Here is a 25,061-nt window from a genome sequence, read left to right on the forward strand (position 1 = left end):
CGCAGCGGTTGCCCAGCACGGCCGCGGCGCACGCGGCGCGCTGCCCGCGAGCCTTGCGGCGGACCGGCGCCAGCATCGGGGCGCGTCGCCGCGCCGGAGCAGGGCGGTCGTCCGGCGCGGCCCATGCGCCGGGCCGCGACGGGCCTGCGGCGACGTGCGCGGCGTCTGCCCGACCCTGGTTCTCGTCAGCCGTCTGCAGAAGGAACATCCCGCGTGAACGCGCTGTCCGAACAGATCCTTTCCGAATTGCGCCACCTGCTGAGCGAGATGAGCGACGGCGGCAGCGTCGGTCCGTCCGTCTACGACACGGCGCGAGCTCTCCAGTTCCACGGCAACGTCACCGGTCGGCAGGACGCATACGCGTGGCTTATCGCGCAGCAACAGGCCGATGGCGGATGGGGAAGTGCGGACTTCCCGCTGTTCCGCCATGCGCCCACGTGGGCGGCGTTGCTGGCATTGCAGCGTGCCGATCCTCTTCCCGGCGCTGCCGAGGCAGTGCAGGCTGCAACCCGGTTCCTCGAGCGCCAGCCCGATCCCTACGCGCATGCGGTGCCGGAAGACGCGCCGGTCGGCGCGGAGCTGATCCTGCCGCAGTTTTGCGGCGAGGCCGCTTCCTTGCTGAGCGGCGTGGCGTTTCCGCGGCACCCTGCGCTGGTGCCGTTGCGGCAAGCTTGCCTAGTCAAGCTGGGAGGGGCGACGTTGCCGAGCGGCCATCCGTTGCTGCACTCCTGGGAAGCCTGGGGCACGTCGCCGACCACCGCATGCCCGAATGAGGACGGCAGCATCGGCATCAGTCCGGCGGCCACCGCCGCGTGGCGTGCGCACGCCGTGACACAGGGGATCACGCCGCAGGTCGGGCGCGCCGACGCGTATCTGCAGGCGGCGTCGCGAGCGACACGCGGCGGCATCGAAGGCGTCGTTCCCAACGTCTGGCCGATCAATGTGTTCGAGCCATGCTGGTCGCTCTACACCCTGCATCTGGCCGGGCTGTTCGCGCATCCCGCGCTCGCCGAGGCGGTGCGCGTGATCGTCGCGCAGCTCGACGCCCGCCTGGGCGTGCGCGGTCTGGGGCCGGCCTTGCACTTCGCGGCCGATGCGGACGACACCGCCGTTGCGTTGTGCGTCCTGCGCCTTGCAGGCCGCGATCCGGCGGTCGATGCGTTGCGCCATTTCGAAATCGGCGAGCTGTTCGTCACCTTCCCCGGCGAGCGCAATGCCTCGGTGTCGACCAACATTCATGCCCTGCATGCGTTGCGACTGTTGGGAAGGCCCGCCGCCGGCACCAGCGTCTACGTTGAGGCCAATCGCAACCGCCACGGTGTATGGGACAACGAAAAATGGCACGTTTCGTGGCTGTATCCCACCGCGCATGCGCTCGCTGCGCTGGCGCAAGGCAAGCCCCAGTGGCGCGAGGAGCGCGCGCTGGCGATGCTGCTGCAGGCGCAGCGCGACGACGGAGGCTGGGGCGCCGGTCGCGCGTCCACATTCGAGGAAACCGCCTATGCGCTGTTCGCGTTGCATGTGATGGACGCGAGCGAAGACCCGACAGGGCGCCGGCGCATCGCGCAGGCGGTGGCGCGTGCGCTGAAGTGGATGCTCGCCCGCCATGCGGCGCATGCATTGCCGCAGACGCCGCTGTGGATCGGCAAGGAACTGTATTGCCCCACCCGGGTCGTGCGCGTGGCCGAACTCGCCGGGTTATGGCTGGCGCTTCGTTGGGGGCGGCGCGCTCCGGCCAAGCGAGCAGGAGCGACGCCATGATCGAGACCGAACGCGCACTGCAGCAGGTGCTGGAGTGGGGGCGTTCCCTGACCGGGTTCGCCGACGAGCATGCCCTGGAAGCGGTCAGGGGCGGCCAGTACATCCTGCAGCGCATCCACCCCAGCCTGCGCGACACCAGCCCCCGCTCCGGCCGCGATCCGGACGACGAAATGCTGATTGTGGCGTTCTATTGCGAACTGGCGCTGCTGTTCTGGCTCGACGATTGCAACGACCTTGGCCTGATCGCGCCGGAGCAGCTCGCCGCGGTGGAGCAGGCGCTGGGGCAGGGCGTGCCATGCGCGCTCCCCGGATTCGAGGGCTGCGCTGTGCTGCGCGCTTCGCTGGCCGCGCTCGCCTACGATCGTCGCGACTATGCTCAGCTTCTCGACGATACTCGGTGCTACTGCGCGGCGCTGCGCGCCGGACACGTGCAGGCGGCAGGGGCGGAACGCTGGTCCTACGCCGAGTACCTGCACAACGGCATCGATTCGATCGGCTACGCGAACGTGTTCTGTTGCCTGTCGTTGCTGTGGGGGCTGGACATGGCGACCTTGCGCGCGCGTCCGGCGTTTCGCCAGGTCCTGCGGCTCATCTCCGCGATAGGGCGCCTCCAGAACGATCTGCATGGACGCGACAAGGACAGGTCGGCCGGCGAGGCTGACAACGCGGCGATCCTGCTGCTGCAGCGCTATCCGGCTATGCCTGTGCTGGACTTCCTCAACGACGAGCTGGCCGGCCATACGCGCACGCTGCACCGGGTGATGGCGGAAGAACGCTTTCCCGCGCCGTGGGGACCGTTGATCGAGGCCATGGCGGCCATTCGCGCGCAGTACTACCAGACTTCGACCAGCCGCTACCGCAGCGACGCTGCGGGGGAGGCCTGCGTGCGCGGGCCTGAACGCGCGGGAGGCGGCGGCGTGCGCGCGCTGCCGTTAGTCCGATCCGACGCAACGCTGTCGCCCGATTCGACGGATGGAGCGAGCATGAGCGACACCACCCTGAGCCGGCGCAAGGACGACGATCTGGAGATCGTGCTGGATCGGCGAACGGCGCCGGCCACGGTTGCCGCCGGCTGGGAGTACATCCGTTTCGAACACTGCGCATTGCCCGAGTTGGACCTGACGCAGTTCGACCTGCGCGCCTCGCAGCTGGGCAAGACCATGCGTGCGCCGCTGCTGATCGGCTCCATGACCGGCGGCATGCCACGCGCCGAGGCCATCAACCGGCATCCGAGCGAGGCAGCGCAGGCTTTGGGGATCGCCATGTGCGTCGGTTGGCAGCGCGTGAGCCTGCAGTCCCGCAACTCCCAGGGGCTGACGCCCGCGCTGCGCCGCCTCGCCCCAGACATTCCCTTGCTGGCCAATATCGGCGCCGCGCAACTGCGCGACGCCGACGGCCTGGACCTGGCGCGCCGGGCGGTGGATGCCGATGGACTTATCGTCCACCTCAATCCGCTGCAGGAAGCGGTACAGCCGGAGGGCGACCGCACCTGGCGCGGCGTCCTGGCGCAGATCGCTCGCGCCGCGCGCAGCCTGGGCGTACCGATCGTGGCCAAGGAAGTGGGGTCGGGCATGTCCGCCTCGGTGGCGTGTGCGTTCGTCGAGGCGGGCGTGGCGGTGATCGATGTCGCGGGCGCCGGCGGCACCAGTTGGGCCGCGGTGCAGGGCGAGCGCGCCCGCGATGCCGCCGACCGTGCAGTGCCGATGGCGTTCGCCGATTGGGGGATTCCGACCCCGGCCAGCGTGCAGGCGGTGCGTCGGGCGCTGCCAACGGTGAAGCTGATTGCGTCGGGCGGGATCGGCGACGGCGTCGACGTGGCCAAGGCCATCCGCCTGGGCGTCGACATCGCCGGGCAGGCGGCCGGCGTGCTGCGCGCGGCGACGGTGTCCACCGAGGCGGTTGTCGCCCATTTCGAGATCGTCATCCGCCAGTTGGCCGTCGCCTGTTTCTGCACCGGCTCGGCTGATCTGGCGGCGTTGCGTCAGGCGCGCTTGTTGCCCTCGGCGGATCTGCCCGCCGGTTGATGCCGGCGTCCCCCGGTCGTGGCGGCGGGCGCCTAACAGGCTGCTGAATACCTACGTCAAGCAGAGTACTGATCCCTTGGCGAGGCGGTTCGATGCGCGGGAGCGATGTGTGCATGGAGCAGCTGTTCGCGATGAAGAGGTTGGAGGATTTCGTTCCAGCCGATCGTCCACTGCGCCCGATCCGGCTGATGGTCAATGAAGCGCTCGTGCGGCTAGACGGCGGGGGACAGGAGGCACATCGGTCGGTATGCAACTTGGATGACAGCGGAGCGGCTGCATCAATGCCTGGCTGCGCATCCGCACGGATCGAGGCCCTCCATCAGATCGAGTGCCCCGCGTCCTTTGCACGTGATGCGCCATCCCGTTCGCGCGCTGAATAAAGTTGCTGCGAAAACGTGTCGAGGTTTCGGCACACGAGCCGCCAAGGCTCTTGGACGTTCGGCCCAATCGCGACCGCTCGCTGCCAAAATCAGTATGTCCCGCTTGAGCTCCGCCATCGGTGCGGAACCGTCCGGATAGCTCAATAGAATCTTCTCGATAGAATGTCGAAATTCACCTGAACAACATCATCGTTGTGTTGCCTACCGCCAGATGTCGGCCTTTGGCGAAGCGCGTCGAAGCCGATCGTTTTCAGGCGCTCGTGCATCCTCTCGCCCGTTGGCGGCGGCCGCCAAAGTTTCGATGCGACATTTGCGCGGATGCCGGTATCGCTCCGAGAACTGGTTTTGCAGTGCGCGCACTGGCGCACTGCTTAGCCGCTGCCTTCCGCAAAACGTCTCAAAGTGCCGGGTTATCCGACTATGCCAGCCACGGTTCGCCCCAGCCTTTTCCAACCCACCGCAAACCATTGGGGTAGCAGTGGAGATAGCAGACAATTGCCGCCCGGCCATGAACTCCAGCCCTGTCCGCTCCTCGGGCATGCTCGCGCCGGCGGCCAGCTCCAGGCGGAGCCGTTTGAACCGCCTGAGCTCGTCGATGTCGTGCTGATGCCCCATGCGGCCGATCAGACTCCCGCCGCGTGGTCGCCGTCAGTCTGGGGAGTCCGCCCATGATCCCGGGCCGCACAGGTAGTGTGCTGTCTCGATCGATTTTGCGGACCCTGGGCGGGTTTCTAAGGCACTAGCGATGGTTTTTGAATCGTATTTCCCTGCCAACGCTTAGTGTGCTCATGCTCAGCAATCCACTTCACCGCGTCGCCTTCCGTAACAAAGCCTTGATAGCTTCCGTTTCGCCATCGGGCCACAGAATATCGACCCCCCAGCCAACTCCGGGATTTTTCCGAGCCATGAAGGTTGGCCGTTGCTCGAACATTCGCGGAATATGCGCCTATGGTGCCCAGGTTCAAGCCAGCTATCCTGCCGCAATCAAACTATCCTGCACTGACCCCGCGTCCGCGCCGTTCGATTCATGTGGAATGTCTAACCCACGGCGCGCAGTAGCTCTCGCGCGTTTCACCTGCCCCATTCTGTTCACGCCCTTCATCTGTGCACAGGTTATCCACAGGGCGAAGGAAACGAACCAAGTCCTCTTCGTGAACAAGCGCAAGCAAATCGGCCGCCGAACCGTGGGGCACCGATCGATATCGCGGGAGCCGAGACGTCTGCCTGAGCTCGGAGGCCGGGACCCGCCACTAACGCAGATATCGCAATGGCCGGTTCGCGTGGTTCATTTCCTCAAATGCTTTCGCCACCTCTGCTGGCTGATGCTTCGCCTTGAAGTTTGCGACCTTGAAGCGGCCCTTGGCCTCATCCAGCGTGCCGGCCTCACCAAACGGCGGACCGGGGAGCGTCACGATGCAGGTCCATAGCCAGAGCCCAGGGGAGCGTTCGCTGGCGTAGCGGATGCGCCCGACTAGCTGCCGGTCCTCCAAAACCGTGTAATCATCCAGGCCGATCATCCGCAAAGTAAGAGGCATCGTGGTTGCCATGGCTAGCAACGCTCTAAACCCCAGCGACGAAAATCGTGCCAGCACTTCACACCTGCTGTGACAGGAACCGTGTGCAGATGCTCACGCAAGAGCGTCATCGGCTATCAACAAAATCGCAGCCCGCGAGCGGTGTAGTGCGGTTCGTGTAGTGGAAAATCAGGTTGTTGCCGGAGTGCCAAACCGCTCTTCGCGGGGTGAGACTGAGATTTGCTTGTTCGGAGGATCAAGAGGGCCTCGGCTAGAGTTCGCGTCCCGTCAACAGACAGCGCACGCCCCTTGCGTTCGGTCACCGGTCGTCAGTGCTTGTGACGCTCCATCTCTTTGAGGAGCACATGAAGAAAATCGCTGGCATGGTCATAGTGCGCGCCACCGTTGGTGACCTGCCGGGTGCGCGGAGCGATCATCTCACCTACCATTTCCGCCCCGAGCACCTCCGTGCGATCCGTCCAAAGCTCAAGCAAACTGTCGGGAATATCTTGGCTCGACCTGAACAGCTTCCAGCTGTGGTCGGCCGGCGCTATGAAACTGGCGCCATGCGACCGGCTGCTGCACCACAGCCATGTGCTGACGATCCGCGGTGACAGCTACCGGCTCCGCGCCAAGCGCAAGAGCGGCCTCATCAAGACGCCGACCGCCGGTGACGACCCTCCGGTCGGCTCCGCCTCCCTCCGGCCCGTCCACCGGCGGAAACAACCTTCAACCGAGATCATAATCTCAACGGTGGGGCAGTTCTTCATGACGCAAAGGGGGCAGTTCCGGCCCGCGTTTGACAGACTAGCGGCCATCCGGGCACGCAGTCTGATCGAAGCTCGTTGTAAGAGCGTTGGCTAATCTCTCCAGCTCTGACGACTCTTCGCTCAAACGCTTTGCGATAAAGTCACGCTCAAATTCAGTCAGGCGGGTTTGCAATAACTGACGATATCGTTGGATGTTGTTCCGACAGGTTTGCGCACGAGCCGATCTCTCAGCGTCCGTCATCGGCATCTCATATGGGCCTCATTATGCACTTCGAAGCCTCGCTGCTTCCTCGTGCTTCGGCGGAACAGTGGCTTCATCGACTACGATCTGCTCACTTAAAATTACGCCGCCCGGCTCGAAATACAGCGTCCTGGCGGCGTTTATCAGCCGGGCCCCTGAAATTCCCAGCGGAGCGAGCATAGCAGATCACCGGTGAAGCACGTGTGAAGCAGTTCACAAAAGGCCCGAAAAGAACAATGAAAGGGCCGGTTAAAGCTCCCGCTCCGTCCATTGTGACGCAGTTTGAGCGAGCTGCGACCGTCAGTGTCTACCGCGCGTTTTGCTGCATGGCCTGGAGAGCTGCGATCGAAAGATAGCCGTATCGCGGTGGACCGCAGAAGCCGGCTCAAGTGAAGAATCGCATCCATCCGGCGTGCCGGCGCCGTGCTGACAGGCGCTGTAGAGTGTTTCGATGCAGCGGAAGTTCGCGCAGATCGTCCGATCGTCCGCATCGATTCCCCAATCAAGTTGAAGGCGCAAACCTGCGGGGCGTCTGTCGAGCTTTCCTCCACAATGAACCACCTCCGCGCTTGTCATGCGCTCTCACTGTGCTCACGGCGGTGAAGCTGCAGTTCTCGGTCGTGCACAACAATGACAAGCACGGAGCTAAAGCGGTTCGAAAGCCGGAAGCGTTGGCCTTCATTGCGGGGGCATCTCTCAAGTTACAACCGTTTTGGGTAGCGCGTGAAGGAGGTTCAATGGAAGCTATGCACCCGCAGCTCTAGCTCTGCTTTGAGTCCTCGCCTATACCGCTCCAGCCACCGCGTTTCCTGCATACCCTGATCCGCGCGGTATTGCTGGTTCGGATGCCACTGGCATGCCATATGCAAATTCATGCCATGGGACTGTCGTGACCCGCCGTTATCACCGGCACCGCATCGTAAAACCTGTCCGCGTTTGCCGCGCAAGATGACCAGCGCTAGCTCGCAACGGTGCCTCCGAGGCCATGCTTTCAAGCCTAGCTCGTTACCGAGCACTGCCGGCTAGCTAAATTCTCGCGAGTTTACCGGCCGGTCTGTGAAGCGCGCTCTCACGGCGCGGACCGGATGCTTTCTCGCCAGAACCGTGCGGAAGCTTTCCGCTTCTTCCCGCGCCCAGTCAGAGGCCGTCACCGGCCGTGAGGACCATAGCGGCGGCCCGAGGTGAGGCTCGGGCGACGTGCGGTCGGCGAGTGCGCGGAAAATCCAACCCGTGCCCGACGATTCTTTCCTCCTCCCGACATGACGAATTGAACGCGGCGCGACCGTTTCGAACGCAAGCGCCTGGAGCCTCATACCCTGACTTGCCTTCTCGAAAGAGGCTTTTTACCAAATGGGCGTTGTACCGGCTGCGAAAACGGCACCAGCTTTGTCGCGTTGCTCGAAAGGAGAGATGCAGCGTGGGCGAATTACGAGAGAACTTCAAGCGAATATGGACTTGGTTTTGGATCAGGTCTGTGGGAACTGCCAAATGGTGGTGACCACGAAAGCCGTCGGTATGTCGCCAAACAAGTGATCGAAGCGGTGCGTGCGGGAAGAACCAATCTGGGGGAGCTGACGTATGCCGGACGTCGCGCTATCGTCTATCTGAAGAATGCGCCGAACTCAGCCTAGCAGCCCCTTGTTGCCGCCCTGATCTGCCCTGCGTTCGCTCGCAAGCAAGGGCTGCTCCATATCAGCGATAAGATGGAGAACGAGCTTTAGCGCGACAAGCTTTCGTCTTGGATCTTGAGCCTGTCTTTCAGTGCTGGATGGAGAGCCCGAGCGCTGTACGATGGAGTAGCGCGCTAGCTGTTGACGTCCCTGAACACGATCAGGAAGCTTTCCGAACATCCTAAATTGTATGGACTTATTTTCTTAGCCGACAGACCTCATGGCGTTAGGGCACGTTGACGGGTGGCATGGGCGCGGTCGGGCGCGGCAGGAAAGCACTTTGGTGCTGGCCGCGTGCCGCGTGCCGCCAACATGATGACGAAAGCCGTGAGAACGATCAGGAGTCCACGCATGTCGACAGGTTACTCAGAGTTCTAACGCAATTGAAGCACGCCAAAGTCATAGCGGCTTGCTGTAGCGGCAAGACAGCAAAGCCTGTGCTTTCACGCCGAAAACGTGCGTCCGGTCCTCGTTAGCGGCAGAAAGAATGCAGCTTATTTCGATCTTAGAATCAATCGCTGATGGCTTTTTCTTGGCCTTCTGCTGGCTTGCGTCCCCGTCATTGAGTTCACCGAAGGGGACCCGGATCATGAGCGTGCAGACGTCCAAGATTGCTTCCGGCCACTTGCGCTGGAGACTGACCTACGAGTTCTTCGTAAAGGTCAGGATCGGTCGCACCCTCGGTATTGATGAGGAAGACCCGTGCTTCAGGTCCAAGACCAATCTGGCCACGCAGGGTCGAATTGGCAGCAACTTTGAGCAACCCTGCCATACCAGCCCCGCCACTTTCGCCTGCAACGACAGGTGGGTCACCGTCCCTGGGATTGGCCAAACGCTTCATGACGCTGACGGCGTCCTCGTCATCGACGATCATAAAAGCGTCGGCTGCGCGCGAAAGGATGCGCCAAGCGATCAGCGAAGGTTCGTAGCATTCGAGCATCGCCATCACTGTCGTCTGCCTATGAGCTACCTTGACGGGATACCCGGCGCGAGCGCTTTCAAATAGGCACGCTGCGCGCGATGGGTCGACAACCGTGAAGAACGGGCGATTATCACCTAACAAGACCGAAAAACGTCCGGCGATCGCTGCCGCGATTCCACCGACCCCTGCCTGGACGAAGACGTGGGTCGGGGGTTCGGGCAGCTGTCGTAGTGCTTCACTCAGGAGCGCGGTATACCCCTGCATCACCAAACCAGGGATACGCTCGTAGCCCGGCCAGGACGTGTCGGACACCGTGGTCCAGCCGTTCTCTGCGGCAACTCGGGATGCTTGAGCAACGGAGTCATCATAGTTGCCGTTGACGCGGATCATCTGCGCGCCATATCGGACGATCGCTGCGATACGCTGTTGGCTGACGCCGGAGTGGACGAATATAGCACAGTTCGCCCCCACCAGCTGGGCGCCCTGCGCTACTGACCTGCCATGGTTACCATCCGTAGCGCAGGATACCGTCATTTCCCGTGCTACCGCCTTCACCTCAGGCGCATGAAGCTCCGACACGTCAACAGCCCTGCCGAGGGGCCGAGTCGCTGCTTCTAAGACGAGCCGGATCACCGCATAGGAACCGCCCAAAGCCTTGAAACTGCCAAGGCCGAGCCGATGGCCCTCGTCCTTGACTTGGATCGAGCCCACGCCAATCTCATTTGCGAGCCCCGGCAAAGAAATCAGGGGTGTTTCCTTGTGGCCATTGCGACATCTAAGAAACCGCTCCACTTCTCGCGCGGCTTCGCAACTGAGCATGTTGGTATCCGCACCATCTAGAGGCGCGCGGTGGTCGATGCGATGGTTAAGATGCAACATGGTTCGAGTTCCTGGGCGCAGATCTAGCGATCGCGCCGCTGCCTGGGAAAGAATAGCGGCAATACCGGCCATGTCACGCTTCTCCCTAATCCGCAGGAATGGGCGGCCGCTCTCAATGAGGACCGTGATGGGATCGGGTGGGGGGGCCTGCATGTTCAAGACCGTCGGAGAGCTTCATCGCCATCTCTTACCTCGTTTCGCGCAGCACTCTCGTTTCGTGCACGAGCGTCAGCCTGTGCAGCAGCTCAATGATATCCGTGCGGAGGGGCCGCGAATAGCCATAGCCATCTTCCAGTCCGTGGGCGGGCGTACAGACGAGGTCGTGCAAGGCAAGCAAGCTTTGCACCTGGCTCGACAGACCAGAGGGTAGGCACTGCCGTGCGCGCGGACATTGGCGAGCAAATATCAAAATGAGCACGCGGATGGAGCTCGCCCGATCCGCGTTCCTCCTCGTCCTTGCGCCCAAGGCGTGGCGGAAGTCCTTTCAACGGAGGTATGCAATGCTGCCGTTGCCACGCGGCCTCACAGCTGTTGGCTCAGCAGCTTTTTGGGCCCGATCCAGAGTAGGCTGATTAGATGCGCGGCTAGCGCGCCGCTCGAGCGCAGCATGGATTTGCGCAAAACCCCCTAGCGACAGGCTGCTGGGTCCGTATGTTTCCTGCAAACATCCTACGCTGTGGTGCCGCCGAGCTGGAAACGCACGCGCTCGGTTATTTCCTCTCGCTCCATCTTATTGAAAGCGGGGCTGAGCATCATCCTTGCTCACCGAACAATCGTGCGCGCCGCGACGCCCCGGTACGGCAAGCTCGGTAAGAACAATCAAATCCAAAGCTGGCACAAGATGTTCGTTCCGGCGGCGCAGATGTAGGTTCACTGTGCACCGGCACGCTGAACCGTTTCGAGGGGCGGGAAGCGTCTTTTCTAGGCCGCGCGCTTGGACTGCGGGTCAGACCGGATCAGATCAAAGAGCGCCTTTATCGCGCTCGAAAGGTAGACATCCTTTCGTCCTACGAACACGGTCTCTACCATAGCATGTTCGGCCGGTGACTAGTGGATTGCGACTCTGCCGCCCCCCAAGCGGGAGCGAGGATGCCTTGCGGCATAAATATCACGCCGAGTCCCGCGAGACGCAGCTGATGATGGGTCAAGGGAGCCGAACTCTTTGTGGTTGGCTTTCCTACGGTAGCTGCACGACAACGGCTATCATGTCGTTCACATCACTCCGACCGCAATGCCGCAAATGAATGCCGAAGCACATTGATGGCGGAATATCACGGCAGCGCTGACTGACTGCGTGATCTCCAACTAAGCTTTCGCTCATGCTAGGCGGTCTAATCACAGAGGGGGATCGCGCCTGAAACGTTTCCGGCAGCCTCGGTTATAGGATGATACCACCCGCAAAGTGACTTAGTAGGTCACTTCAGCCGTCTGCCTCATCCTTCCGTTCGCGCGCGCTGGCAGGAGTCGTCAGCGCGATAGCCGCTCCGTATATTCGTCGCGCGGCAACAATTGGCGCGTCCGATGAGAAATAAGAAAAACTGATTATCTAGACACAACCAAAAACAGGGTGTCTTGGACTGGCGCGTTCGACAATTCTCTGAGAACATTGATGTCATGATACCGGTCTGGGACGCTCAGGATGAACAATTCGGTTATCACCGCGCGCCGATTAGCGTTCCTGCCCCGACGCGCGTGGTGCGACACGCGGGTCTAAAGCAGAAGAGAGCGCTCCGTGCGACCATGACGATGGTCGACAAATTATCGTTCGGCTCTCTGAGATAGTTTTGGAGCGGCACGAGGACGTATCACCTCAATGTGAACTAGAGCGTCATCTGACTTTCAACCGTGCGGCCTATCTGCCTTGAATCGGGTGTTGCGGCAGTCTCGTCCGCCGCTGGGCCAGGTCGTATGTTGGTTAAACTTGGAAGAGGATATGACATGGTGACCACGCGTAAAGTGTCTATCGATGACGCCGCAACGGTGACCCACATGGTTTCTGCCCTACTTGCCGAACTTGAGGGCGGACAAAAGCAGGGCGGACTAGATACCCAGCTGGCTGTCGACCTCCTAGCCATGAAAGAGCGGGTTTATGGGTTTGTGGCTTTCACGGAGGCACGCCCGGTCGGCCTCATTATGTTGTCGGAAAGCGCCGCCCTTTTTGCGGGCGGAACCTACGGCATTATCACCGAACTCTATGTGGTGCCGGATCAGCGATCGTCTGGGGTCGCGATGCGTCTCATTGAGGCTGCGGTTGGCCTGGGGACGGTAAAGGGCTGGGGCCAGCTTGAAGTCGGGGCGCCGAGGCAACCCATCTGGAGCCGTAGCCCCACCTCAGCATTGTACCTGAAGGCCGGTTTTGCAGAGATCGGCCCACGCCTCAAGTTGCCGTTACACGGCTTAGCCAGTCAACGTGAGAAACGTAATGCTGCAGGGAGATCGCGGTTAGATCCTCGGCGGCAACGCGCGCTAAGCCGCCGTATCCCGGATTCGTCCTCGAGATTTGCGTGAGGTCGATTTGCCAGCGCTCGGTTGACTCGCGATGGAGTTTGTAGTGCCAGTTTGGGTCCGGCCGACAAGTCGGAGAGCACCGCCGTATCCCAAACCCTCTTTTTGAGTGAGCCGATCCGCGTGCCCAGCTCTGAACCTCGTCCCCGCGGGTGCTTCTTGCGTGGCGTGAGCCTTGTGTAAGGGCCGAACGCTGGCCAGTTTTCCCGGGGCGTACGGATGGAACGGCTTACACAAGGCTCACGAACTCGCCCTATCGCCATAGCAGCTCGTTGGGAGGGATGCGGATCGACGTGCCAGACCCCCGCTCGCAACTTTCCTAATCTGGCCGCGGCCGCTCTGATCAAATCGTCTGGATCATGACGATCGGTAGGGCATGCGTCCGCCGGTAGCGTCAGCCCGACGGTCCCGGTACCGCCCACGGCCTCCTCGTATTAGCACCCGCCCCGCCCCGCCAGCGCTAGCATGCGCCCAAGGACAATCTCACAGAGCAAGTCGGAGCGCCCCTCGATCTTGCGAGCAATGTCGCGGATGACGCCGCCGAGATAGGTTCTGAGCCGGCGGCGCGGAAGTGTGCATGCCGAGATACCGGGTGCAGAAACCTACGCATCGGCCCAATTTACGGCTCCGTCGGCTTGAAGAGGCCGCGGTTTAGCTACCTGGCTGGCGCATTTTTGCGATCACGGACGTGGCAAAACTTTCCCTCTCGCACGCGACGCGACGCTGGTGAGCTCGGAAGTTCTCGACACGCTTGCTGATCTCATCGCGCTCTGAGCCGACCCAGTCGATTGGTCCGAACTGCGGCGGCGCCATGCTCTCGCGCATTGGCGCCGACGCAGGAACAGCCGGCGACAAGCTGGTGATGGTGATCTCGGCGGCAACCGTCTTTGCGAACGCATCGGTCTGCGCCCGCAGCGCTTTCAGTTCGGCTTGCCAATCACTCATGATGTCTCCTCAAGGGTCCTCTATACGACAAACCCTTTCATTGCGCGAGCCCTATTGTGTTTGGACTTAGGGGCTCAGGCCGCGCGCTGCTGGCTCGATCTCTCTCTTTCTTCGAGCAAGCTAATCGTCGACATGAGCTTGTCTCGACGTGCACGCAGGTTGTGCGCAAGCATCGGATAGGTAGGCTGCCGCACGTCGTACACGCCAGCTTTAGCTTCTTCCTCGACAATGTCGGAGTTCATAAGCCGGACGCGCCAACACAGATCGGCGATCAGGGCGTTGCGACGTAGCTCTCCGGTGGTGCCGGAGCGGGACACTTCTTGCATTGTTTTGCCTCGACCTGAAACGGGGCCTCCCTTGTCGCGGGCCATTTAGGCCGGATGAGCAAGCGGAATGCCACGTGCTCTCCGCGAGCGTGATCGGTTCCGGAAATAACCAGCGGCCGTGCCATCAAGCTTAATTTTGGAGTTCGATTGCGAGCGCGGCGTTGACCAATAAGATGGGCGCCCCGGACATGCCCCCGTCGGGTCCAGCACGACGAATTCCGCGCGCCATAATACCCGGCCGTGGACTTCGTTCAGCGCTGAGGCGATGTCGCGAGTTCCAGATTGATCAAGCAGCCGGACGGAGCGCACGACCTGGTCGAGATACGACGAAAGATCACGGTTCTGCGAAGCCGGCACTCTGACGATGCTCGCGTCACATATCTGTTGAACAGGTTGCTGATCAAGCTTGCGTATCTCACCGAGCCGGAGAGCATTGCCCACGCACAACGGCTGCGCGACGCCTTCGAACGGACAATGGCCGAGGTTGAGAAAAGCCCTAGCGCGAAATCCGCGCAAGCCATTCGGGTGACGCTAATGGAAGATCGCATTGCAACAAAACGCCAGTCTACCGACGGCTTACCTGCCAGCCCTCGTTTCGCATACCGGCGCCTTTGGCGGCGAGGGCGTCGCTGGCCCGCAGCGAGCGGCCCCACCCACGAGCAGGCTAGTAGGCGCGCCGCAGTAGCCCTGGGAGCCGAATAGGGTTCGGATAGAATCTATTCGCAACCGCGAGCACGGCCAATTCATCGGTTTCGAGCGCGATCTTTTGAGCGAGCATGATGTCGCCAGCCACCAGGGGACGTTCGGGAACAAAGCACCACCCGATCTTAGGCTGACCTTGTTCGTCGACCTCCAAAACATTGCTCACGCTGGCCTGGTAGATTCGATATCGTCGACCCGTGTGAGAGCCCGTGACCTCGAAATAGCCCTCGGCATCAAATTGCGCACGCTGCTCTGGAGATAACCAATCCCGCAGAAGACGCCGCGCACGCGCTTCCGGGCCGTTTTGCTCAATGAAGCTCCCGTAGAGCAAGCGCAGGGCACGCAAACGCGCACGACAGCCGACCCCATTGCGCCTGAACAAAAACATTTGCCGTGCCGTGTTAGCTAACCACCGACGAGGCGGGGATAGAACAGCGTCTCATCGGCAGTCGGGTCGAATGACCGTGTGACCTTGAGCTCGCCGGGCGACGTCCGGGTGGCAGCGGTAAATCCTTGCCCCGTCAGCTCCTTGAAGCGCTTTTCAGCCTGGGCCAGCCCCTTCGGGGCGGTTTGCTCAAAGATATGTCGGGTGTCGCCCGTGTGGTCCATCACGATCTGAATGGCCATGAAATAGAACTCCGCAATTTCTAGCCCCTGTGACGAAGAACCTTGCAGCTCGGAATAGTGTTCCTATGTCGCTCGAAAATATGAGTGTTCTCACTGACGCGCGGGTAACCCATAGCCGTAGCTGCACAGCCCTGACGTGCCGCATTCACTCGAACGGGCGTCGGCGTGTTCAACAAGATGCTCTCCCAGCCGTCGGGCTCAGAGCTTCAAGACCATCAGCGGCACAGGTCCAGCACCTTTCGTCCGGGGCACTGCGCACCAGAATTCCGAGAACTCGTCTTCGGCTCGCGCCCGGAAGGACGCGTACATCGTTGCTGTCGGGCCTCGCTCCACGAATTGGCTTTAGTTCTTCTCGTCGTCAATCTGCACCATGGCTCATACTTCTTTCTGACGATGATGCCGCTATGCGATCCGACTACCCTTCTGCCTCCACCGCCATGGGCCAGCGGCTTCCTCCATTTCGTGCCGCCTCATCCAAGTGACGACCTCGCCACGAGCCAGGAAGGATTCCTGATACCCGATCGCCACGCTCAGGAAGTCTCTGCAAGTCGCAGAAAATTCATGAGCAAGGCGTGCCCTTCCTTTGTAAGTATCGATTCCGGATGGAACTGCACGCCATAGGTTGGTTGATGGCGATGTGCAACGGCCATGATCTCGCCTTCGTCTGAACGCGCGGTGACCGTGAGGTGCGGCGCGCAGGCCTCATCGAGCTCGACAACGAGAGAATGGTAGCGCCCGACGCAAAGTGGAAACGGGAGGTCCTGGAATAGCCCAAGGCCGTCATGCGTTACGTACGAGGACCGGCCGTGCATAGGGCGACGTGCACGCGCGACGCGTCCGCCGAAAACGCTGCCAATACACTGGTGTCCGAGGCAGATGCCCAGAATTGGGAGCCGCCCGGAAAGTTCGCGGATGACGGCGGTAGATATTCCGGCTTCCATTGGAGTGCATGGACCGGGGGAGATAACGATGGCGCGCGGCTTGAGGCCAACAAGGTCGCTCACGCCGACCGCGTCGTTCCGGAACACCTCGGTTGCTTGACCGAGTCTGCGGAAATACCGCGCAATGTTGAAGACGAAAGAGTCGTAATTGTCGATGATGACGATCAAAATGCACCGGGCGTTTCAGCACCAAATGCATCAAACATCCGCTGCGCCTTGGCGAGCGTCTCTTCGTATTCGGCCTCTGGCTCCGACATCGCGGTTATACCGCTACCGGCGTGAAACACCGCCAATTCGTCATCGATCGTGACAGTGCGGATCGCAATGTTCGTATCCATGTATCCGTTGAAACCGATGAAGCCGATCGCCCCACAATAGACCTCTCGCGCCACACCCTCGATGTCCGCAATAATCTCCATCGCGCGGACCTTCGGTGCCCCTGTAATGGAACCGCCGGGGAAGCAAGCTCGAAGGAGGGTAACGGCGTCTTGGCGTTCTGAAAGTTCACCCGTGACGACTGACACGAGGTGGTGCACTGAGGCATAGGATTCGAGCTTGCACAAGGCTGGAACGTCGATCGAATCCACAGTGCAAACGCGAGATAGATCATTTCGCAACAGGTCGACGATCATAGTGTTCTCTGCGCGGTCCTTTTCGGACGCGACCAGCATATCAGCGCGGCGCTCGTCTTCCTTGGAATCAGAGGATCGCGCGATCGTACCTTTGATGGGGCGCGTTTCGACCTGCCGTCCGTCAAGCTTCAGAAGTCGTTCCGGCGAGCTCGACGCGATGGTGAGCTTGCCGTAGCGCAGCAGGGCTGCAAAGGGGGCTGGGTTTAATGATCGGAGCCGGCAGTAGAACGAGATGGGGTCGAATGAAGTCGAGATCTCCGCGCTGAAGCGTTGCGCAATGTTGGCTTGGAAGACGTCGCCGGCCAGAATGAAATCGATAACGCGCTGTACCGCCGCAATATAATCCTCATGACTGAAATTCGAATGCCATCTGCCCGATGTGACCAGGGAGTCATTCCGCGGCGCTTTTGGGCCGGCAAGGAGGGCTGCAAACTCATCGGCTCGCCCGCGTGCACGCTTGTTTCGTCGCGCCGGATCCTGCTCCGGCCATCCACTAGAAAAGATCCAGCATCGGTGGTCGCGATGATCGAAGCTGATGACCACGTCATAAAGATGCAGCATGGATTGGGGCAACTGCTGACCAGGAGCTGCCGGCGCCGGTAATCGCTCCAGTGTCCTGTTCAGATCGTAACTCAAGAAGCCGGCCGCGCCTCCCTGGAACGGCGGGAGATCGGGGCGATGCTCTTGGCGAAACCTGGCCAGCAGGGTGCGAAGAGCTTCCCATGGATCGCCATCGAGAGCCTCTCCATTGCAACTCGCCTGTCCGTCAACGACCGTGTAAGTGCTGAAGGGGTCGCAGGTCAGATATGAATAGCGCCCTAGTAACTCATGGCTTGCTGCGCTGTCGAGAAATGTAAGGTGCGATCGATGCGCCAGACATTGCATCCCAATGATGGGCTCGATCCACTGCAGTTCGCGGACGTGCATCGCCCTGTCAGTCACCGGACGGCCGGCGCGCTCGGAGGCGCGCTTTCGATTGTGATCCCCGCCCCAACGAGAGCGAGCTCATCTCGGGCCCGCAAAGTCTTGAGATCGATTGTCAGGTTAATCCCCGCCGGTGGAATCAATGCGCAGAGCCTTCGAACTTATCACTGACGTTGACACGCAACGCTCGCCTGTTGGTACATTGTAGTCGGCCGCGAACCGCAACTCCCTGAGTGGTCGTACCCGCCTGATCGATTCCTGGTAGAGATCATGCGCTTTGTAGGCTGCGAGCTCCGTCTCGTTATCGAACTCACCATAGACCACGACGTCGATGTCGTTGCCGAGCTGGTCGGTCTTGCGGTTGCGAGCGACCTCGAGCCGGCGTGCATGTGGGATTGTGGTGAGAACCCGGAGCCCTTGGATGATCTGGTCGATATGGGCCTGATCCTTGGCGCTAAACAAGACGATGTGACGAATCATGGGTGCCGCAGTGTGTGATATCGCTAGATTGGTCGCATAACTATCCTGCGATTGATCTCGGCGCAACCACACCTCATGCCACGCGCAAGACCGGATTGAGGACAATGTTGCGAAGGGTCGAGCTCAGGTCGCCAGATCGCATCCTGCAGCGGAGGCGGGAAGGGCAAGGCGCTCGATCGTTTGGATGTGGCGTGCAAGCAGATTGCAGGCGTGCTCGACGTTGCGCGCCCGCAGCGCCTGCAGGATCAGGCGATGATCCTGATTCGACCTCGGGCGCCAGCCGGCGCTTCGTGCCATAGCGAACACCATTCGAGAATTCGCAAGCTGCAATCCGTCGAGGCTCGCGAGCAGGCGCGGCATCGCGCATGGCGCGACCAGCGCGCGGTGAAACGCGCGGTTGGCCATCTCAAACTCCTCAATCGTCTGGGCGTCGTCTCCTTCAATCAGGACGCGTTCGATCCGTGCCAAATGCTGCGAGGTGAGCTTTGGAGCCGCATTGCGCAACGCGACCACTTCGAGCGCCGCACGCATTTCGGCAATCTCCTTCAAGGACTTGGTATCGAGCGGCGCAACCCGTACCCCGCGACGGGGCTGCGCTACGACAAGATGTTGGGCCTCGAGCTGCCGAAATGCCTCGCGCACCGGGACGTGGCTTGAATTGAATTCCCGCGCGACATGATCCTGCCGGAGTGGGGCGTCGGGCTGCAGCTCGCCGCTGATAATGCGCTGGCCGATCGCGTCGGCAATGCGCGCCGCAGTCGTCGCGTTTTGGTCGGGAATAATCATAGATTATCTATCGCAAAACGGGGTGCATGAGCAGGTCGCATCGGTTAGCATCACTCCAGATCTACAGTTCATAGATAACTTCGCTCATTATCTATGATGGAATGCTAAGGCAAGTTTGATGATTGCTGCGGTGAAGATGGACCGGCACGGTGCCGGAAATAGCGGGCCGCTCAGGGCGCGTGCCGAGGCCGAAGCGCTTTATGCTTTGCCGTTTGCCGAGTTGATGTTTCGCGCGCAGCGCGCTCATCGGGACAACTTCGACCCAAACCACGTCGAGACTGCAAGCCTGCTCAGCATCAAGACCGGTGGTTGTCCGGAAGACTGCGGCTATTGCTCGCAAAGCGCACATTACCACACCGGGCTGAAAGCGACCCGCATGATGGATTGCGCCGATGTGGTCGCCGCCGCGCAACGCGCTAACGATGCTGGGGCCACTCGCTTCTGCATGGCTGCGGCGTGGCGCAGCCCAAAGGACCGGGACGTCGATTCGGTCTGTGAGATGATCAGGGCGGTCAAGGCGCTTGGCATGCAAACCTGCGTTACACTTGGCATGCTGACGTCGAGGCAGGCCGCTCGGCTCGCCTCAGCCGGGCTCGACTTCTACAACCACAACGTCGACAGCTCACCGGATTTCTATGACAAGATCATCACCACCCGCACCTTGCAGGATCGGATCGACACTCTTGAACATGTGCGCGCTGCCGGCATCAAGGTCTGCTGCGGCGGCATTGTCGGCTTGGGCGAGCGTGTCCAGGACCGCCTCGCCATGCTGGTCCTACTCGCCAATCTTCCGAAGCACCCGGAGAGCGTTCCAATTAACCTCTGGAACGAGGTCGAAGGTGTGCCGGTCAATGGCACCGCAGAGCGCCCCGATCCGATCGCACTGGTGCGACTGATAGCGACCGCCCGGCTTATGATGCCGAAGAGCGTCGTGCGGTTGTCCGCTGGACGCCAATACATGAGCGACGAACTGCAGGCCCTATGCTTTCTGGCCGGCGCAAACTCCATCTTCATCGGCGATGTGCTGTTGACGACTAAGAACCCGCAGCGCGGCCGTGATGCGAACTTGCTGGACCGACTCGGCATTACGTCCGGGCTTACGAAGTGAAAACAGGCAGCGAGCACGCTTTGCCGCAAACCGAGCGTAAGTGGCAAATGCAGATTACCTTAATGCAAGGCAAAATCCATCGCGCCTCGCTGACCAGAGCCGATCTGGACAGTGATGGCTCGGTTTCAATTGCTGCTGGATGCGGCAGGAGTCCTGATCCACGGACGCGTCGAGATCTACAAATTGAAAGCCGGGGCGCGCTTCGCGACCTATGTGGTGGAAGCCGACGACTCTTTTGACGAGACGGAAGCAAGCCGCACGTTGTGCTCGTTGATCGAGAAACTTGCATTCTGCCAGGTTGAAGCCAAGAGGCCGATGTTTGAGCTCGTTCTAGGCGGCCATTACAATTTCTTTGCGCGATGTGGGAGTTGAAGAGTGACGTTAAGCCTTGGGGTCAAGGTTGCCGATTATGTCGCGGCGTTGCAGGTCCTGAACGAAGACGACCGACTGCGCAGCCTCAAGCCGCGCAGCGGGGTCGATTTCACATCGAATGATTATCTGGCGCTGGCGAGCGCGCCGCGCATGAAAAAGGCTATCACGGCCGCGCTCGAGGCGGGGACCCCGATCGGGGCCGGCGGGTCGCGGCTGCTGCGTGGCAATTGCGACGAACACGAAAGTCTCGAGGCGGAAGCAGCTCAGTTCTTTGGGGCGGACGCGGCGCTTTTCTTTGCCGGCGGCTATGTCGCAAATTTTGCAGTCCTGACAACACTGCCCCAGCGGGGTGATCTGCTTGTTCTCGATTCTCTTGTGCACGCAAGCGTTCATGAAGGAGCGCGTGCTGGCCGGGCCGAGTTTCGTCTAAGCGCCCATAATGATCCTCAGTCGGTCGAAAGCACAATTTGTGACTGGCGGGCTGCGGGCGGAACCGGTCGCGTCTGGATCGTGGTTGAAAGTCTCTACAGCATGGATGGCGATTTCGCCCCGCTCAAAGAACTGATCGCGATCGCCGATCGCCATGATGCGTTTGTCGTAGTGGATGAGGCCCATGCCACGGGCGTTTACGGCGAGCAGGGTCGAGGGCTCACGGCGCCTTATCAAAGGCGCGAGAACCTCTTGGTTGTCCATACCTGCGGCAAAGCACTGGGAGCGGCCGGCGCGCTTGTCACGGCCGCAGGCGTGCTGCGCGAGTTCCTGGTCAACCGCTGCCGTCCATTCATCTTCGCCACCGCGCCCTCGCCATTGATGGCAGTCGCCGTGCGGGAGGCATTGCTGATCCTGCGGGAGGAGCCCGGGCGGCAGCAGCGTTTGGCCAAGCTGGTCGCGTTCACGCATCGAGAGATTGGCGCGCGCGGCGGGCGAAGTCCCTCGGACTCGCAGATCGTGCCCTATATTGTGGGCGACAACGCGCGTGCGATGCGGCTCGCATCGAGACTGCAGGCGCGCGGCTTCGATATTCGCGCGATCCGGCCGCCAACCGTGCCGGCGGGCACGGCTCGTCTGCGAATTTCACTGACGCTTAACGTGGCGGAGGATGACGTGCGTGCAATGCTCGATGCTCTGTTCGAGGAGACAAGAGATGGAGCTCGATGATCACGGGTTCGTGGTGGCTTATACGGCGTACCGGGATGAGAAAAACGTTTTAGCGGCCGGATTCACCCATCTCTTCGGTGCAATCCTCTTGCAAACCATTCAGGCCGGCCCCGAACGGGAGCCGGTGGAACTCGTCCACGGCTGGGCAGTGAAGCGTTCCGACGCTTAGAACGCCCCTCGTTGTTTGCTTAAGTACCCCCCAGGCCTCGACGCTTGTCACATGAAAGCTTTGCATTCTCCGAATTAGCTACGGAATTCGGCAGCGAACGGCCCAGCAATAGGGAAATTCGGCTGAGCGCCCCGGCAATAATGGGCGCAAAAGATGAAAGACTTCCGGTCGAGCAAGACGACAAGGTGCGTTCAGTGCTCGACGTGTTTATTGAGGCGAGAGGTGAAGCTCGATGAGTCAGCGGATCGTGGTGACAGGCACAGACACCGGAATCGGAAAAACGGTGTTTTCCGCGGGACTCGCCGATCTCCTCGGCGCGAATTATTGGAAACCGATTCAGGCCGGTCTCGAAGGAGAGACTGATGCCGAACTTGTCGCACGGCTCGGCGGTCTCTCGCCCGATCGCATCATGCCGGAGCTTTACCGACTTCGCACCCCCGTTTCGCCCCATCAGTCCGCTGAAATTGACGGAGTTCGCATGGAGCCAGATTCGCTCAATGTGCCAGACACCGGGGGGCGACCGTTGGTGATTGAGGGTGCTGGCGGCCTGATGGTGCCGCTGAGGGGCGATACACTCTACATTGATGTCTTCGAGCGATGGCGGCTTCCGGTCGTGCTTTGCGCGAGCACGGCGCTGGGCACCATTAATCATTCGCTGCTGTCGATAGAGGCTCTGCGAAGGCGCCAGATCCCCATTCTTGGAATTGCCTTCATTGGAGCACCAAATGCTGAGACCCAGATCGCTATTCGCGAGATTGGGCGGGCGCCTTGGTTAGGGCGATTGCCCTGGCTGTCGCCCCTCGCGGCAGACACGCTGCAGGCCGCCTTTAAGAACTCGTTCCGTGCCGATCAATTCAAGCAATGACGACGAAGCCGAAGTCGCCGATCTGGCATCCGTTCACACAACATGCGCTGCAAGAGGAGATGACAGAGGTTGTGCGGGGAGATGGCGCCTATCTCCACACCGCTGATGGTCGTCGAGTTATCGATGCTATATCATCCTGGTGGGTGGTGACCCATGGGCATTGCCATCCTCATATCGTGAGCGCCATCCAGGAACAGGCAGGCAAGCTCAATCAGATTATCTTCGCAGGCTACACCCACGAACCGGCGGAGCAGCTTGCTGCACAACTCTTGAAACTCGCACCCGATCGCCTCGCGCATGTCTTCTTCTCGGACAGTGGCTCGACCAGCGTGGAAGTGGCGCTAAAAATGGCAGTCGGCTACTGGCACAACATCGGCAAGCAGCGAAGATGCATTGTCGTGATGCAACATTCCTACCACGGGGACACAATTGGTGCGATGTCGGTCGGTGCTCGAGGGGTATTCAACGTGCGATACGCGCCCTTCCTGTTCGACGTGACCTCAGTCCCGTTTCCTGCGAGAGGTCATGAGCAGGCGACACTGGATGCGCTGGAGGCGGCTTGTCGAAACGAAATGCCCGCCGCTTTTATTGTAGAGCCGCTGATTTTGGGGGCAGGTGGGATGCTGATGTACCCGGCGTGGGTGCTAAGAGAGATGAAGCGGATCTGCGAGGCCTCTGATGTCCTGTTCATTGCCGACGAGGTCATGACCGGCTGGGGCCGCACCGGAAGCTTATTCGCCTGCGAACAGGCCAATGTCATTCCCGACCTCGCCTGCTACTCCAAAGGCCTCACGGGTGGGACGCTTCCGCTCGCGGTGACACTGTGCCGGGCGGATATTTTCGACGCGCACTATTCGAAGGATCGTACACGGACATTCTTTCACTCGAGTTCTTATACAGCGAACCCGGTGGCTTGCGCCGCCGCAATCGCCAACCTCGATCTCTGGCAGGATCCGGAAACTCGCCAGCGCGTGGCGTCGGTCGGTACGATGCAAGAAGAGGCGCTAGAGCTATTCCGCGCCGACCGACGCTTCGAAAAGGTCCGTCGGACTGGCACCATCGCAGCACTCGATCTGAAAGCGAGCGATGCAGGCTATCTGGCCGAACTCGGTCCGAAGCTTCAGGCCTTCTTTAAACAGCGAAATCTGCTGCTGCGGCCGCTCGGGAACACGATCTACGTGATGCCTCCTTATTGTGTCACAGCGGCAGACCTTGACGAAATCTACAGCAGCATCAGGGATGCGGCCGATGCACTGACCTGACGTCTCGCTTTCCACGCCTTCTCTCCGGGGCCCAAGCACCTCAGCTTGGCCCATGCGAGTCGCAACTCTGCACCCTCACTCGCCCGCAGTCATTATTGCCTCTCAAACAGCCGAGGAAGAAGGTGAGCTATCGCCTTTGACCGCGCAAAGGCAGCGTGCCGCTTACAAGCCGTAGAGCGCCGCTAGGCGCCTCTTGCGCGATGGCAGCTGAAATCCATCGAGAAAAGCTGCACAAACGCAGGAATTTGTCGCGCGTGGCCAGCTCATTGCCGGAATCGAGATTGGATACTTATTACATTTGCGACTGTCGCGGAAGCACTCAGATGGATCGCGCCGCGCGCATCAGCATCAGGCTCAAGCCCTTGCGGCCGGTGTCCCGCACGGATCGCAAAACTTGGCACCGCCCCTGCCGTGTGCGGGCAGTGGTGCTGCGGAAGAAAATGCCCAAGGTGTCCACGTAACGCCGACAGGAGGCGAGAATGCGAAACAGCTCCCATAGTTGTCACCACGATCAGTCAAGGTGCTGCGCGGTGTGCGGCGGAAAGTTTGGGCTGGTCCGCCATTATTCCTGGCGCACGGCTCTTTGCTCTAAGAAATGCGTTGGCCGCTTCAAAGCCCGGCGCGAGGCCGATCACATCTGGCTTTGCTTGCTGCACTTGGCTCAAGACACGGCACGACCAAATGCGGCAGAGAATGCAAAAGCGACAAGGGCGGTGGCTGAGTAGGATTTTCATGGTATCAAAGTATCAAGCGACAGAGAGGTCGGCGACAATCATCGATTTCACTGCTTACAGGACCAACAAGCGTGCTGCGGCTGGGTCGTCAAGGAACCAGGTTTGCTCGACTGCACCGAATAGCGCGATCGTACCTCTCTATGTGTTTTGGCTTTTCCTGGCTTGGACCCCATTAGGTTTGATGGGTCTGCCCGTAACGGAAAACCAACGTTCATGATGCCGAGCACGCTGCTGCTCGTTGATTTTCGGTGCTACTATGCGATTCAGTCGCTCAAGGTTCCTTTGACGATAGGATAGTCGCGCGCGCAGTTCGCAACCTCCTGTGAGCATTTGTGCTCTAGCCTAGCGAGTCCGCGGAAGAATC

19 protein-coding genes and 3 pseudogenes are annotated in these 25,061 nt (G+C 60.8%); 12 read left to right on the forward strand and 10 right to left on the reverse strand.

Going from position 1 to position 25,061, the window contains the following annotated elements; translation table 11 throughout:
• Window positions 1-213 precede the first annotated feature (213 nt).
• The 4 genes and pseudogenes from BRA1417_RS0111665 to BRA1417_RS45540 form a co-directional block, all read left to right on the forward strand.
• Complete coding sequence (locus BRA1417_RS0111665) at window positions 214-1,761, forward strand: hypothetical protein (RefSeq protein WP_027515939.1); 1,548 nt, start codon at window positions 214-216, stop codon at window positions 1,759-1,761.
• A pseudogene (locus tag BRA1417_RS42595) lies at window positions 1,758-2,666 on the forward strand (hypothetical protein); the annotation flags it as partial. The gene BRA1417_RS0111665 and the pseudogene BRA1417_RS42595, both read left to right, overlap by 4 nt.
• Before the next feature lie 78 nt (window positions 2,667-2,744).
• The gene (gene fni, locus BRA1417_RS0111670) at window positions 2,745-3,785 is read left to right on the forward strand and encodes a type 2 isopentenyl-diphosphate Delta-isomerase (RefSeq protein ID WP_027515940.1); all 1,041 of its coding nucleotides are present in this window, start codon (window positions 2,745-2,747) and stop codon (window positions 3,783-3,785) included.
• A 92-nt stretch (window positions 3,786-3,877) separates the two neighbouring features.
• Window positions 3,878-4,006, forward strand: a pseudogene (locus BRA1417_RS45540) (IS5/IS1182 family transposase); the annotation flags it as partial.
• A gap of 1,409 nt (window positions 4,007-5,415) precedes the next feature.
• Here BRA1417_RS45540 and BRA1417_RS0111685 read toward each other — a convergent pair.
• The gene (locus tag BRA1417_RS0111685) at window positions 5,416-5,712 is read right to left on the reverse strand and encodes a hypothetical protein (protein ID WP_245286197.1); all 297 of its coding nucleotides are present in this window, start codon (window positions 5,710-5,712) and stop codon (window positions 5,416-5,418) included.
• Between the two features lie 528 nt (window positions 5,713-6,240).
• Between BRA1417_RS0111685 and BRA1417_RS45545 the strand changes: the two are divergent.
• A pseudogene (locus BRA1417_RS45545) lies at window positions 6,241-6,333 on the forward strand (ATP-binding protein); the annotation flags it as partial.
• 2,595 nt (window positions 6,334-8,928) lie between these two features.
• Here the strand turns inward: BRA1417_RS45545 and BRA1417_RS0111705 are convergent.
• Window positions 8,929-10,161 carry a diaminopropionate ammonia-lyase gene (locus tag BRA1417_RS0111705; protein WP_027515946.1) on the reverse strand — a complete coding sequence of 411 codons (1,233 nt, stop codon included), beginning with the start codon at window positions 10,159-10,161 and terminating at the stop codon, window positions 8,929-8,931.
• Between the two features lie 1,938 nt (window positions 10,162-12,099).
• On the opposite strand from BRA1417_RS0111705, the gene BRA1417_RS40155 reads away from it, so the two are divergent.
• Window positions 12,100-12,669: a GNAT family N-acetyltransferase gene (locus BRA1417_RS40155; protein ID WP_035968463.1), complete on the forward strand. Its 570-nt coding sequence runs from the start codon at window positions 12,100-12,102 to the stop codon at window positions 12,667-12,669.
• 648 nt (window positions 12,670-13,317) lie between these two features.
• Here the strand turns inward: BRA1417_RS40155 and BRA1417_RS0111740 are convergent.
• The 8 genes from BRA1417_RS0111740 to BRA1417_RS0111780 all read right to left on the reverse strand — a co-directional run bounded on the left by BRA1417_RS0111740 (window position 13,318) and on the right by BRA1417_RS0111780 (window position 19,029).
• A complete protein-coding gene (locus BRA1417_RS0111740) occupies window positions 13,318-13,611 on the reverse strand; it encodes a hypothetical protein (protein ID WP_027515948.1) in 294 nt (97 codons plus the stop codon).
• A 74-nt stretch (window positions 13,612-13,685) separates the two neighbouring features.
• Window positions 13,686-13,937: a hypothetical protein gene (locus tag BRA1417_RS0111745; protein ID WP_027515949.1), complete on the reverse strand. Its 252-nt coding sequence runs from the start codon at window positions 13,935-13,937 to the stop codon at window positions 13,686-13,688.
• A gap of 664 nt (window positions 13,938-14,601) precedes the next feature.
• A complete protein-coding gene (locus BRA1417_RS0111755) occupies window positions 14,602-15,027 on the reverse strand; it encodes a hypothetical protein (protein WP_027515951.1) in 426 nt (141 codons plus the stop codon).
• Between the two features lie 17 nt (window positions 15,028-15,044).
• A complete protein-coding gene (locus BRA1417_RS0111760) occupies window positions 15,045-15,266 on the reverse strand; it encodes a hypothetical protein (protein WP_027515952.1) in 222 nt (73 codons plus the stop codon).
• A gap of 530 nt (window positions 15,267-15,796) precedes the next feature.
• Window positions 15,797-16,375: an aminodeoxychorismate/anthranilate synthase component II gene (locus BRA1417_RS0111765; protein WP_027515953.1), complete on the reverse strand. Its 579-nt coding sequence runs from the start codon at window positions 16,373-16,375 to the stop codon at window positions 15,797-15,799.
• A complete protein-coding gene (gene pabB, locus BRA1417_RS0111770) occupies window positions 16,372-17,766 on the reverse strand; it encodes an aminodeoxychorismate synthase component I (protein WP_027515954.1) in 1,395 nt (464 codons plus the stop codon). The genes BRA1417_RS0111765 and pabB overlap by 4 nt, the downstream gene beginning before the upstream one ends.
• Window positions 17,767-17,883: 117 nt before the next feature.
• Entirely contained in the window at window positions 17,884-18,243 is a 360-nt protein-coding gene (locus tag BRA1417_RS0111775) for a Dabb family protein (RefSeq protein ID WP_027515955.1), read from the reverse strand.
• Between the two features lie 123 nt (window positions 18,244-18,366).
• Window positions 18,367-19,029: a GntR family transcriptional regulator gene (locus tag BRA1417_RS0111780; protein ID WP_027515956.1), complete on the reverse strand. Its 663-nt coding sequence runs from the start codon at window positions 19,027-19,029 to the stop codon at window positions 18,367-18,369.
• A 118-nt stretch (window positions 19,030-19,147) separates the two neighbouring features.
• On the opposite strand from BRA1417_RS0111780, the gene bioB reads away from it, so the two are divergent.
• The 6 genes from bioB (at window position 19,148) to BRA1417_RS0111810 (ending at window position 23,963) form a co-directional block, all read left to right on the forward strand.
• Window positions 19,148-20,137: a biotin synthase BioB gene (bioB, locus tag BRA1417_RS0111785; protein WP_027515957.1), complete on the forward strand. Its 990-nt coding sequence runs from the start codon at window positions 19,148-19,150 to the stop codon at window positions 20,135-20,137.
• A 114-nt stretch (window positions 20,138-20,251) separates the two neighbouring features.
• Window positions 20,252-20,509 carry a hypothetical protein gene (locus tag BRA1417_RS40160; protein WP_027515958.1) on the forward strand — a complete coding sequence of 86 codons (258 nt, stop codon included), beginning with the start codon at window positions 20,252-20,254 and terminating at the stop codon, window positions 20,507-20,509.
• 3 nt (window positions 20,510-20,512) lie between these two features.
• On the forward strand, window positions 20,513-21,667 hold the full coding sequence (locus tag BRA1417_RS0111795; RefSeq protein WP_027515959.1) for an 8-amino-7-oxononanoate synthase: 1,155 nt from the start codon (window positions 20,513-20,515) through the stop codon (window positions 21,665-21,667).
• Window positions 21,654-21,836 carry a hypothetical protein gene (locus BRA1417_RS0111800; RefSeq protein WP_027515960.1) on the forward strand — a complete coding sequence of 61 codons (183 nt, stop codon included), beginning with the start codon at window positions 21,654-21,656 and terminating at the stop codon, window positions 21,834-21,836. Before BRA1417_RS0111795 ends, BRA1417_RS0111800 begins: the two co-directional genes overlap by 14 nt.
• 232 nt (window positions 21,837-22,068) lie before the next feature.
• Window positions 22,069-22,701, forward strand: a complete 633-nt coding sequence (gene bioD, locus BRA1417_RS0111805) for a dethiobiotin synthase (protein ID WP_027515961.1) — start codon at window positions 22,069-22,071, stop codon at window positions 22,699-22,701.
• Window positions 22,698-23,963 carry an adenosylmethionine--8-amino-7-oxononanoate transaminase gene (locus BRA1417_RS0111810; RefSeq protein WP_027515962.1) on the forward strand — a complete coding sequence of 422 codons (1,266 nt, stop codon included), beginning with the start codon at window positions 22,698-22,700 and terminating at the stop codon, window positions 23,961-23,963. Before bioD ends, BRA1417_RS0111810 begins: the two co-directional genes overlap by 4 nt.
• Window positions 23,964-25,061: the final 1,098 nt, after the last annotated feature.

It is taken from the genome of Bradyrhizobium sp. WSM1417 (assembly GCF_000515415.1).
Taxonomy (GTDB): Bacteria; Pseudomonadota; Alphaproteobacteria; order Rhizobiales; family Xanthobacteraceae; genus Bradyrhizobium.

Bases quoted from the DNA above. Each gene is read 5' to 3' on its own strand.
- BRA1417_RS0111760 (WP_027515952.1), bottom strand. From the start codon at position 15,266: ATGGCCATTCAGATCGTGATGGACCACACGGGCGACACCCGACATATC.
- BRA1417_RS0111810 (WP_027515962.1), top strand. From the start codon at position 22,698: ATGACGACGAAGCCGAAGTCGCCGATCTGGCATCCGTTCACACAACAT.
- BRA1417_RS0111755 (WP_027515951.1), bottom strand. From the start codon at position 15,027: ATGTTTTTGTTCAGGCGCAATGGGGTCGGCTGTCGTGCGCGTTTGCGT.
- fni (WP_027515940.1), top strand. From the start codon at position 2,745: ATGAGCGACACCACCCTGAGCCGGCGCAAGGACGACGATCTGGAGATC.
- BRA1417_RS0111745 (WP_027515949.1), bottom strand. From the start codon at position 13,937: ATGCAAGAAGTGTCCCGCTCCGGCACCACCGGAGAGCTACGTCGCAAC.
- BRA1417_RS40155 (WP_035968463.1), top strand. From the start codon at position 12,100: ATGGTGACCACGCGTAAAGTGTCTATCGATGACGCCGCAACGGTGACC.
- BRA1417_RS0111780 (WP_027515956.1), bottom strand. From the start codon at position 19,029: ATGATTATTCCCGACCAAAACGCGACGACTGCGGCGCGCATTGCCGAC.
- BRA1417_RS0111740 (WP_027515948.1), bottom strand. From the start codon at position 13,611: ATGAGTGATTGGCAAGCCGAACTGAAAGCGCTGCGGGCGCAGACCGAT.
- bioB (WP_027515957.1), top strand. From the start codon at position 19,148: ATGATTGCTGCGGTGAAGATGGACCGGCACGGTGCCGGAAATAGCGGG.
- BRA1417_RS0111685 (WP_245286197.1), bottom strand. From the start codon at position 5,712: ATGGCAACCACGATGCCTCTTACTTTGCGGATGATCGGCCTGGATGAT.
- BRA1417_RS0111775 (WP_027515955.1), bottom strand. From the start codon at position 18,243: ATGATTCGTCACATCGTCTTGTTTAGCGCCAAGGATCAGGCCCATATC.
- pabB (WP_027515954.1), bottom strand. From the start codon at position 17,766: ATGCACGTCCGCGAACTGCAGTGGATCGAGCCCATCATTGGGATGCAA.
- BRA1417_RS0111800 (WP_027515960.1), top strand. From the start codon at position 21,654: ATGGAGCTCGATGATCACGGGTTCGTGGTGGCTTATACGGCGTACCGG.
- BRA1417_RS40160 (WP_027515958.1), top strand. From the start codon at position 20,252: ATGGCTCGGTTTCAATTGCTGCTGGATGCGGCAGGAGTCCTGATCCAC.
- BRA1417_RS0111705 (WP_027515946.1), bottom strand. From the start codon at position 10,161: ATGTTGCATCTTAACCATCGCATCGACCACCGCGCGCCTCTAGATGGT.
- bioD (WP_027515961.1), top strand. From the start codon at position 22,069: ATGAGTCAGCGGATCGTGGTGACAGGCACAGACACCGGAATCGGAAAA.